Genomic DNA, 10021 nt, shown 5'->3' on the forward strand with positions numbered 1-10021 from the left:
ACCTGCAAACCTGACTAACTGGAAAGGTCAACCACACACTGGCGAAGAAAAAGCAGCTCACCCGAATGCTCGCTTCACCGTTGCTGCGGGTCAATGCCCTTCTATCGATGCTGATTGGGAAAATCCAGCGGGTGTTCCAATTTCAGCGTTCATCTTCGGTGGTCGCCGTGCAGACACAGTGCCTCTAATTTCAGAAGCATTTGACTGGGTTGATGGTGTTTATAAAGCTGCAACCATGGGTTCTGAAACGACTGCTGCTGCTGTTGGTCAACAAGGTATCGTTCGTCGCGATCCGTTTGCGATGCTTCCATTTGCTGGCTACAACATGGCTGACTACTTCACTCACTGGTTAGAAATGGGTGAGAAAGTTGGCGAAAAAGCTGCTGCTGCTGGTAACAAACTTCCTGGTATCTACAACGTGAACTGGTTCCGTCGTGATGCTGAAGGTAACTTCGTATGGCCTGGTTTCGGTCAAAACATGCGTGTTCTTGAGTGGATCATCGATCGTTGTGAAGGTCGTGCTGATGCTGTTGAAACTCCAATCGGCCGCGTACCTACTTACGAACAGCTAAACTGGACTGGTTCTGATTTCACTAAAGAACAGTTTGACCTGGTAACTTCTCAAGACAAAGATCAATGGATCAAAGAACTTGAAAGCCACACTGAATTGTTCAACAAATTGGGCGATCGCCTTCCAGAAGCATTGAAAAAACGCCAAGCTGAACTTCTTGAAGCGGTTAAATCTGCTTAATTGCTGATTTAATTTTAAAAAGGTCGCGTAAGCGGCCTTTTTTATTACCTTAAGATAAGGTTAAAGCCAATCGTTTAATCTGTTTTACATCTAAATAAAAAACCACATTTACTGTTCATTAATCTCCTTAAAGAACAGCATTTAACCAGTTAATCCAATATAAAAATCAAGCAATTACTCTAAACAAATGGTAAATTTATGTTTTATAAAAATATTTGAAAACTACATTATTTATTAAGACTAAAGTCCTATAAAAAGAGAAAACTTGGAGGCGTATAAGTATATGAAATCTCCTCACTTTCTCTCTCACTAAAACATAACTTTTTAGATTTTATAGCAATGAAAATTTAAAAAAGATGTGTTTTACAGCATTCCTTTGGAGCAATGTTGTGAATCAGCCACTTCCTGAAGCTGCTACACCGCAGCTTGATCGTAAAACACGGGTTAAATCTATTCTCGGTGGTTCTGCAGGTAACCTGGTCGAATGGTACGACTGGTATGTTTATGCAGCCTTTACCTTATATTTCGCTTCACAGTTCTTCCCTAATGGCGACAATACCGTCAAACTTCTTCAGGCTGCTGCTGTATTCGCACTTGGTTTCTTGATGCGTCCGATTGGCGCATGGATTATGGGAATTTACGCTGACCGCAAAGGTCGTAAAGCAGGTTTGACCCTATCCGTTTCTCTAATGTGTGTAGGTTCCTTGATTATTGCCTGTGCACCCACCTATGATTCAGTGGGCATGCTCGCCCCTGCGCTGCTGTTATTTGCTCGTTTGTTACAAGGTTTGAGTGTAGGTGGTGAATACGGTTCAAGTGCCACTTACTTGACTGAAATGGCAGGTAAAAATCATCGTGGTTTCTATTCAAGCTTCCAGTATGTGACCCTGATCTCAGGTCAACTATTGGCACTCTGTGTCTTGATCTTCCTACAACGCACTTTGACTGAAGCACAACTCACTGAATGGGGCTGGCGTATTCCCTTCCTGATTGGTGCATTCTTAGCGATTGTGGTGTTCTGGATCCGTCGCGGTCTGGTAGAAACGCAATCTTCAAAACAGGCTGTTGAACAGGCGAAAAAAGGTGGCCCTAAATCCGGTGCCTTAGCTTTATTCACTAAATATCCTAAACAGGCATTTACCGTGATCATGCTAACTGCAGGTGGTACTTTAGCTTTCAATACTTTCACTACTTATTTGCAGAAATATCTGGTGAACACCTCAGGATTTGAAAAAACCACAGCGACTGAAATCACGACTCTTGCGATCTTTGTATTCATGCTCTTGCAACCTGTGATTGGTGCACTTTCTGACAAGATCGGCCGTAAGCCAATCATGATTGCTTTTGGTGTGCTTGGTGTACTATTTACCATTCCTATCTTTAATGGCTTAGGCTCAACTACCAACCCAACAACCGCATTCATGTTATGTATGAGTGGTATGGTGATTGTGACTGGTTACACAGCGATTAATGCCGTAGTGAAAGCTGAGCTATTCCCTGCCCATATCCGTGCCTTAGGCGTAGCTTTGCCTTATGCGATTGCCAATACACTATTTGGGGGTACAGCAGAACTGGTGGCTTTAAGCTTTAAAAATGCCGGCCATGAAAACTACTTCTTCTATTACATTACTTTTATGATTGGCCTGTCGCTGCTCACTTATGTCTTTATGAAAGACACTAAAAAGCACAGCATGATTACTGATGACTAAGTAACTGTATTGCTTTAGGAGCTTTCCGGATGGAAACATTCGGAAAGCTTTTTTATTGGAATTTTATGTTTACTGCCATTCCGCTATTTCGTTGCTATGGCATACTTGTCTGATAAAAATACAGGAAATCATCATGATGAAAAAAACAGTTTTTTTACTCGGTTTAACTATCGGCACTTTAGGCCTGACAGCATGTCAGACGGCACCTCAACAATTTAACGGTCAGACCGGTTATGAAATTCTGGAACGTTCAGAAAATTCTGCAACCTTAAGCTATACATTAGCTGGACGACCAAGTCAGGATGAGAACAGATTACAGGCTGCTTGCAGACAAGTCCTTGGAACCACTAAAAGCTATAATATCCAGATTATCAACAGTCAGGAAATAGTTAACCCAACTCCTGAACAGGTTCAGTATGGCCGTCAACTCGGGGATAGTCGCACCCAGATCAGTTTGAGTAATACACCTGATTTATATAACAGTGAAAATCCGGGTGCCCGAGAGGCATTAGAAGCCCGCCCTACCACTGTACGTGTGATTCGCTATACCTGCTCATAAAAACAGAGCATAAAAAAAGGGCTTGATGCCCTTTTTTCTTTTTCAATTCTTGGATGTTATTTAGTTCGATAAAAGTTGACATTGCGGAATTCTGGTGATTCATCCAGATCTGGCCAAGTGGTTGCACTGCGTTCATCCAGTTTGAGATATTGTGGATGACTAAAGTTTTTCACCCGGCTATCTGCCACCCAGACCTCGGGTGCAAATTTCAGGAATTCATCCAGGAAGAAACGGTTGCACTGATCATAGAGTACATCTGCCGCTAGCAGTATATCCACCTGTTCTGCTTTATAGAGATCATCCAGATATTCCAGCTCAACATCATTTAGCTCAGCATTGGCACGACAGGCATTCAGACTGACCTGATCGATATCACAACAGATCACACGTTTGGCTCCTGCCATTTTCGCTGCAATAGCAACTACACCGGAACCAGCACCAAAATCCAGTACCACCTTGTCTTTGACATGATGTGGCTCTGCCAGCAACCACTGTGCCATTGCCAGTCCAGATGCCCAGCAGAAGATCCAGTACGGCGTATCATTCCAGATCCGGCGAATCACTTCATCATCTAGTTTGTCTGTCGGAAAGACTGGTGGAATCAGCCAGAGTGAAATCGGTGTTTCTGGTAGCTGCTGTGCCATCAGTTCACAATTAGGAATAACTTGGTGTAAGGCTTGAAGTAAATGCTCAGGGGCTTTAGGAAATTGGAAAGTACAGCTCATGAAGAAAGCCTTGATGCGAAAATATCTTTATTGGAATTTATACATTAATCGGATACATGACCACGTCATTCGCAGCTGTTCGAGGCAGACTGAAATCTAATTCGTCCTGTTTTTGCGACACATCAACCACGCAAAAGAAATATGACGAGTTCTGCGAATGACAAATGGTTTTGGTTACTTTTGCCGAAACAAAAGTAACGAATGAGCTTCTTACATCTATAGTCACGACGATACAACTCCGCCGTAACTAATTAAAATTTCAATTAACCCAAAGCTTTCTCAGCAGCTTCTACAGTTTGACGAATTAAAGTTGTAATCGTCATAGGACCTACACCACCCGGAACTGGGGTATAAGCAGAAGCAACTTCTTCGATACCAACTAATTGAATATCGCCTACACCGCCGCCATCACGTGGGTGGAAACCAGCATCTACAACCACTGCACCTGGTTTGATCCAGTCTTTCTGGATCAGTTCAGCTTTACCCACCGCACCCACAATGATGTCAGCCTGTTTTACAAATTCAGGCAGGTTTTGAGTACGTGAATGGCAAATGGTCACTGTAGCATTCGCTTCAAGCAACATTGCTGCCATTGGTTTACCCAGAATCGCAGAACGACCAACCACTACCGCATGTTTACCTGCGATTTCAATATTGTTTTCTTTCAGGATGGTCATGATACCTGCAGGAGTAGCAGAACCGTAAGCTGCTTCACCCATCGCCATACGACCGTAGCCCAGACAAGTCACACCATCTACGTCTTTTTCAAGCGAGATTGCATCGAAACAAGCACGCTCATCAATTTGCGCAGGTACTGGGTGTTGTAAAAGAATACCGTGAACATCCGGATTTGCATTCAATTTTTCAATTTCAGCAAGCAATTCTTCAGTAGTCGTTTCTTTTGGAAGCTCAACTTTTAATGAATCCATACCAACACGGCGGCAAGCATTGCCTTTCATACGTACATAAGTTGCAGATGCGCCATCGTCACCCACCAAAATAGTCGCAAGAATTGGAGTACGACCTGACTTTGCTTTCAGCGCTTCTACGCGAGTTAACAAGTCAGCTTCAATTTGCTTCGCTAATGCACGACCGTCTAGAACTAATGCCACGGCACTTCTCCCAAGTGTTGATATGAATCAATTTTGCACATTCTACATGATAATTCTGAATATTTTCCGCCATATGCTGTTTTTATGCGCATACAAATGAATATCCTATTGTTTTTTTTTCAGAGCTTGATAATATACGCATCAACAAGACGCGGCGGGGTGGCAGAGTGGTCATGCAGCGGACTGCAACTCCGTGGACGCCGGTTCGATTCCGACCTCCGCCTCCAATCTTGTTAAAGCCCGAGTGGTGAAATCGGTAGACACAGGGGATTTAAAATCCCCCGCCCACAAAGCGTGCCAGTTCGAGTCTGGCCTCGGGCACCATTCTTCTACTACTGAAGATGGTGCAAATAAAGAACCCAGCGAAAGCTGGTTTTTTTATGCCTGTAATTTGCTAAATCTAATTCTCAATAGAATTCTATAAGCATTCGCCAACCTGCTCTACTTTCAAAATATTATCCAGCAGAGCGTAAATAACCTTCCAGATCCTGTTCCAGTTTTTCCTGAAAATGAATCGGTTTAATGATCTTTACATGTGGTAGCCAGTAACGTACCAGTGGCAGCAACTGCATTTCATGACGAATCTGACAACTAATCAACAATTCTCCAGACTCTGATTCCTGTTCGATCTGCTGTTCCGGAAATAAACGGCGCTCTTTAAAAAATACCGTGACTTCAGGTTGCACCTTCATCAAAACCTGCTGTTTTTGCTGGCCAAACCAGATGCTGTCTTCATCTGCCAGCATTTTCAGAACTTCAGGATCATGCTCAAAGCTTTCATTTTCAAAAACCAGTTTAACTTCCTGCAACTGACTTAAACGATAGGTTTTAAGCTCAGCTTCAGTGACACCGGCCAGATACCAGATGCCATGATGATGAATCAATCGATATGGCTGGATGATCCGTACCTGATCGGAATATTGCAGCTCAATCTGCTGCCGTTTGTAGATCGCCCCTGCAAGCAACTTGAAATGCTCGGCAAACTGTTTGGCATCTTCAAAATAATAGCCTTTTGCCGAAAATACCTGATTTGCCCGCTCATCCAACAATTCACGAATAAAAGACATATCCAGTGCCGGATACAGCTCACTGATTCCGGACAACTGTGCAAAATTCTGGATATCCTGTAACTTGAAACGCCCTAAATATGAAGGCTCAAGATAATAGCGTTTGGTATTTTCATCCTGTATGAGCGGTAAATACGCATTCAGACGAACAAAATCACGCTCAATGGTACGGGTGCTGACCTGAAATTCTCGTGCCAGCTCCTGTACACTCAACTGATGCCCTATATTAAGTTTGGTTAAAATATTTGCCAAACGGTCTGCGAGGCGCTCATGCGTTGACGCATTGCCCTTCATAAATACCCTCTTCATGCCGCTTGTGCAGCACAATGAATCATCTGCTTAGAATTTTTAAATTATGGGAAAATTATACAGCCAAATAAAAAGGAGATTAGAGTTATTCACTTCAACTTAAGGCTAATAGGCAAGGGGTATTTAAGATTTTTTACGACGTTTGTAGTGTGGTTTCGGTGTGAGTGGCTCAGCCGTTCCATATAGCGTTCCAGATGCAACATGGCTTGATACAGCTTGTGTAAGTCGGAACGAAGTAACTGATTACGGATAATCGCTTTATGCAAACGCTTCAATGCACGAAAGCCATGTTCATGCGTATAAGGGGTCGACACTATCTTCATAATATACTTCCTTTTAATACGTGACATTTCATCTAATACCAAACAATTTAGTCAGATTATATTTAAGCGCTAATTTACTCCTCAGTTTTGACAGGTTGTGTCGAACAACCGACACTTTTTACCGTTTTTTAAAATTTATATCCCTATTTCAAGCAATTAATTTAAATTAGTTATCGTTTTTTATGCAAAATAAAAGCCAACAAAAGTTGGCTTTTAGCATTTCTATCACAAGAATAATTAGATGATTTCCACCACAATCTTACCAATATGTTCACCTGTATCCATCGCTGCATGCGCATCCTGAATCTGGTCAAACTTGAAGGTTTGATAGATCATCGGTAAACATTCACCTTTTGCCCAGAGTGGTGTCACATGCTCTTTCAGTCCTTGGGCAATTTCAGCTTTCTCAGCCGTATTGCGTGCACGCATGGTGGAGCCGGTAATGGTCAAACGTTTCATCATGATTTGACCCAATTTTACATCCTTAGCCTTAGCACCACCCAGGAAGGCGATATACACCAGACGGCCATCACGACGCAGCAGATTCAGATTTTTCTCTAGGTACGGCGCACCCACCATATCCAGAATCACATCTACACCGGCATTATCCGTAGCTTCATTGATGACCTGCTCAAAGTCTTGGGTCTTGTAATTGATTCCTGTGGTCAGATGTGAAATCGCCTGAATTTTTTCATCACTGCCTGCTGTCGCGAAGGTTTTGATGCCTAGAGATTTGCACAGCATTAAGGCCGTGGTTCCGATTCCGCTAGTTCCGCCATGAATCAGTACAGTCTCTCCTGCCTTAGCCTTACCCATCTGGAACACATTTGCCCAAACAGTGAAAAAGGTTTCCGGAATCGCCGCAGCCTGTACAAAACTCACACCTTCAGGAATGTTTAAAGTCTGGCTTTCAGGCACGACGCTATATTCTGCATAACCACCGCCATTGGTCAGACCGCAGACTTTGTCACCTACTTTAAACTGGCTTACTTTACTCCCGACTGCAACCACTTCACCGGCAACTTCCAGACCCGGTACCGGAGTCACTCCCTTAGGCATTGGATACAAGCCCTGACGCTGCAAGATATCCGGACGGTTAATCCCGAAAGCATGTACCTTGACTAGCACTTCGTCTGCTTTAGGTTCAGGGATGGCAACGGTTTCATAAGCGAGTTTCTCTACATCACCTGGTTCTGTAATGATGACTTGTTGCATGCTATGTTGCGTCATGGATTCTTTCCCTAATATTCACGTTTCGTATTTTTCGAACTTATTTGAACATAGAAATGCTATGGATTGAAACAGCATGGACTTATGTATAATCAGCTGCCTATTTAGTAAATTGATATAAGACCACTGATGACAATAATTACAAAAGCGAAAACCGAGGATATCGACGCTATTCTTGAAATCTGGTTCAAAGCTTCTTTAAAGGCACATGATTTTATTCCTGCTAGTTATTGGGAAAATCAGCTGCTTCCAATGCGGGATCAATACCTACCTCTGGCAGAAAACTATGTCCTTAAAGAAAATCATACGGTGCTTGGCTTTGTTTCATTATTAAAATCGGAAAATATATTAGCTGCACTTTTCATTGATCCTGAGCAGCAAGGTGCTGGCTATGGCCGCCGTTTAGTTAATTTCTTAAAACAGCAATGTAATCAGCTGCATTTAAATGTCTATGCTGCAAATACATCAGCAGTTCATTTTTACCAAAAGCAGGGTTTTAAGGTGATCAATCAAGGAATCGATGAGAATACCGGTCAGGCTGAACTCACTATGAGCTGGTTTAAATCTTAATTTTGAAATGATGAGAGCAAATTCATGTCAGCAGTCATCCCCTACAATGAAGATAATTACAGTGACTTCGAATGGTTTGAAGGCTTTGCTGTGATCCGTTTCTATGCTGACTGGTGCAAGCCCTGCGTACAGAATTTTTCAGTTTTTGAGGAACTGACAACACAATATGCTGGGCATGATCCAGAAATTAAGTTCGGTAAAATCAATGTCGATCAATCACCGATTCTGACCTTACGCTATAATGTCTATGGCTTGCCTTCCACTCTAATCTTTAAAAATAGCCAGATTATTCATCGTATTGCGGGTGTGAAAAGCTTGTCTGAAATGAAATCTATTTTGTCTCAAGTTCTGAATAAGTCATCCGATTCCGACTGATTCGAATAAGCAATTTCTTATTTAGCAGATTGATCTGACATCTGCACAAACTGCATCAGGAATTTGCGTACCAGCGGCAATACAAGCAGAATCAGTGGAAATGCCACCAGCCATGACAGCCCCCAAGCATGTAACCATAGCGAGATAAACGCATCGCTCCAACCTTTATTCAGCAGCATATTAAAGCAGGAAATCGCACCGCTCATAATGCCGGAAAGGATTAAGGGCATTAACCAGTTCAGATGTTTTGGGTGAAATTTTGGGAGATTCTTTTTCATAAATGACCTTTAGAATACTTACTGTTTTTCACTTTGCGCTTTTACTGTCTGTTTCAGGGATTTCATAAACTGGGTAAATTGCGGCATGAATTCCTTGAAGAGTGGTAATTCTTTATTTTCCAGCATGACTTCACTAAACAGTTTTAAGCCAACAGCAAATGCCTTGGTACTTTCCCCATCCAACAACTGACTGGCTTGAAGTTTTTCCAGTATTTTAAAGATGTCATCGTGATTACCCACCTGAAACTGTAGCTCCTCAGTATAAGTGGATGGATTACCTTGAGCATCAGCCAGATGTTTAACAGTCACTTCATATTGATGTTGTTTCATGTCCCGCTCCTACAGTTGACGGATATTAATTGCAGCCTGTTCAATCTGGGCAGCAATATCACTGATCTGCTCTGGACGAAGTTCATTTTGCAGTTTAAATCGTAGTGAAGCTTTCAGGCTTTCAATTGAATTATGGATATCGATATAGCGCTCATCTTCTTGAATGCGGCGACGGGTTTCAAAACGGCTAAGAACTCTTTGTAGAGTTTCCTGATTATCTTTCAGATGCTCACGACCTTTATCAGTAATGTGATATTGCTTACGTTCATCCACACTCATGATCACTTGGGTATATTGCTGTTCTTCAAGATAGTTAATCGTCGGGCAGATCGTGCCTGTACTCGGCTTATAGCTCCCACCAACCAAAGCAGCCACTTCTTTAATAATGTCATAGCTGTACTTGGGCGCTTGAGCAATAAAATGCAGCACAAGCAGTTTCATTTCGCCTGCTTCAAAGAGGCGTTTGCGAGGTTTTAGAGAGTTTTCTCGCTCTTCTATTAATGCAAAATCAAAAGTTCTAGACATACAAAAGATATATCTTAAATTTAATTAAGATATATCTTATCATAGATAATATTGAATTTATTTCAAGTGAAGCAATAAAAGTTAAATTTAAGAAGAAAAAATAGGCAAGAAATACTTGTGAAAAAATCCTTCCTTATAAAGCCATTTTCTCAGTGGAG

13 protein-coding genes and 2 tRNA genes are annotated in these 10021 nt (G+C 42.1%); 7 read left to right on the top strand and 8 right to left on the bottom strand.

Features of this window, described 5'->3' with window-relative positions; translation table 11 throughout:
• The 3 genes from B4J23_RS12990 to B4J23_RS13000 all read left to right on the top strand — a co-directional run.
• Positions 1 to 751: phosphoenolpyruvate carboxykinase domain-containing protein (locus B4J23_RS12990; RefSeq protein ID WP_291361167.1), on the top strand; the 751-nt coding region annotated here is incomplete at its 5' end.
• A 356-nt stretch (positions 752 to 1107) separates the two neighbouring features.
• Positions 1108 to 2460, top strand: a complete 1353-nt coding sequence (locus B4J23_RS12995) for an MFS transporter (protein WP_218949106.1) — start codon at positions 1108 to 1110, stop codon at positions 2458 to 2460.
• 136 nt (positions 2461 to 2596) lie between these two features.
• Positions 2597 to 3019 (top strand): hypothetical protein, encoded by a 423-nt coding sequence (locus B4J23_RS13000; RefSeq protein ID WP_171431238.1) that lies wholly within the window; start codon positions 2597 to 2599, stop codon positions 3017 to 3019.
• A gap of 56 nt (positions 3020 to 3075) precedes the next feature.
• Here the strand turns inward: B4J23_RS13000 and B4J23_RS13005 are convergent, their stop codons facing one another.
• Together B4J23_RS13005 and folD are read right to left on the bottom strand one after the other, a co-directional pair.
• Positions 3076 to 3744: a class I SAM-dependent methyltransferase gene (locus B4J23_RS13005; RefSeq protein ID WP_125278727.1), complete on the bottom strand. Its 669-nt coding sequence runs from the start codon at positions 3742 to 3744 to the stop codon at positions 3076 to 3078.
• A 263-nt stretch (positions 3745 to 4007) separates the two neighbouring features.
• Positions 4008 to 4856, bottom strand: a complete 849-nt coding sequence (folD, locus tag B4J23_RS13010; protein ID WP_004782941.1) for a bifunctional methylenetetrahydrofolate dehydrogenase/methenyltetrahydrofolate cyclohydrolase FolD — start codon at positions 4854 to 4856, stop codon at positions 4008 to 4010.
• Positions 4857 to 5009: 153 nt separating this feature from the next.
• Here folD and B4J23_RS13015 point away from each other — a divergent pair.
• Together B4J23_RS13015 and B4J23_RS13020 are read left to right on the top strand one after the other, a co-directional pair.
• A tRNA-Cys gene (locus B4J23_RS13015) sits at positions 5010 to 5083 on the top strand.
• A gap of 11 nt (positions 5084 to 5094) precedes the next feature.
• A tRNA-Leu gene (locus tag B4J23_RS13020) sits at positions 5095 to 5180 on the top strand.
• Between the two features lie 131 nt (positions 5181 to 5311).
• Here the strand turns inward: B4J23_RS13020 and B4J23_RS13025 are convergent.
• The 3 genes from B4J23_RS13025 to B4J23_RS13035 all read right to left on the bottom strand — a co-directional run bounded on the left by B4J23_RS13025 (position 5312) and on the right by B4J23_RS13035 (position 7785).
• Positions 5312 to 6217 (bottom strand): helix-turn-helix transcriptional regulator, encoded by a 906-nt coding sequence (locus B4J23_RS13025; RefSeq protein WP_291361170.1) that lies wholly within the window; start codon positions 6215 to 6217, stop codon positions 5312 to 5314.
• Positions 6218 to 6321: 104 nt separating this feature from the next.
• Positions 6322 to 6555, bottom strand: coding sequence for a hypothetical protein (locus B4J23_RS13030; protein ID WP_291361172.1), 234 nt, complete (start codon positions 6553 to 6555; stop codon positions 6322 to 6324).
• Positions 6556 to 6792: 237 nt separating this feature from the next.
• The gene (locus B4J23_RS13035; protein WP_291361174.1) at positions 6793 to 7785 is read right to left on the bottom strand and encodes an NAD(P)H-quinone oxidoreductase; all 993 of its coding nucleotides are present in this window, start codon (positions 7783 to 7785) and stop codon (positions 6793 to 6795) included.
• Positions 7786 to 7914: 129 nt separating this feature from the next.
• Between B4J23_RS13035 and B4J23_RS13040 the strand changes: the two genes are divergently transcribed.
• Both B4J23_RS13040 and B4J23_RS13045 read left to right on the top strand, forming a co-directional pair.
• Positions 7915 to 8355, top strand: coding sequence for an N-acetyltransferase (locus B4J23_RS13040; protein WP_291361176.1), 441 nt, complete (start codon positions 7915 to 7917; stop codon positions 8353 to 8355).
• Between the two features lie 24 nt (positions 8356 to 8379).
• On the top strand, positions 8380 to 8730 hold the full coding sequence (locus B4J23_RS13045; protein ID WP_291361178.1) for a thioredoxin family protein: 351 nt from the start codon (positions 8380 to 8382) through the stop codon (positions 8728 to 8730).
• Between the two features lie 17 nt (positions 8731 to 8747).
• On the opposite strand, the gene B4J23_RS13050 is transcribed toward B4J23_RS13045, so the two are convergent.
• From B4J23_RS13050 to B4J23_RS13060, 3 genes are read right to left on the bottom strand one after another with little or no spacing between them, the layout of a single operon-like run.
• Entirely contained in the window at positions 8748 to 9008 is a 261-nt protein-coding gene (locus B4J23_RS13050; protein ID WP_034704953.1) for a DUF2798 domain-containing protein, read from the bottom strand.
• Between the two features lie 18 nt (positions 9009 to 9026).
• Entirely contained in the window at positions 9027 to 9338 is a 312-nt protein-coding gene (locus tag B4J23_RS13055) for a DUF3861 domain-containing protein (RefSeq protein WP_291361181.1), read from the bottom strand.
• A 9-nt stretch (positions 9339 to 9347) separates the two neighbouring features.
• Entirely contained in the window at positions 9348 to 9863 is a 516-nt protein-coding gene (locus B4J23_RS13060; RefSeq protein WP_291361182.1) for a PadR family transcriptional regulator, read from the bottom strand.
• Between the last annotated feature and the right edge of the window lie 158 nt (positions 9864 to 10021).

Origin of the sequence: Acinetobacter sp. UBA3025, from assembly GCF_002367915.1 — a bacterium.
Lineage (GTDB): Bacteria > Pseudomonadota > Gammaproteobacteria > Pseudomonadales > Moraxellaceae > Acinetobacter.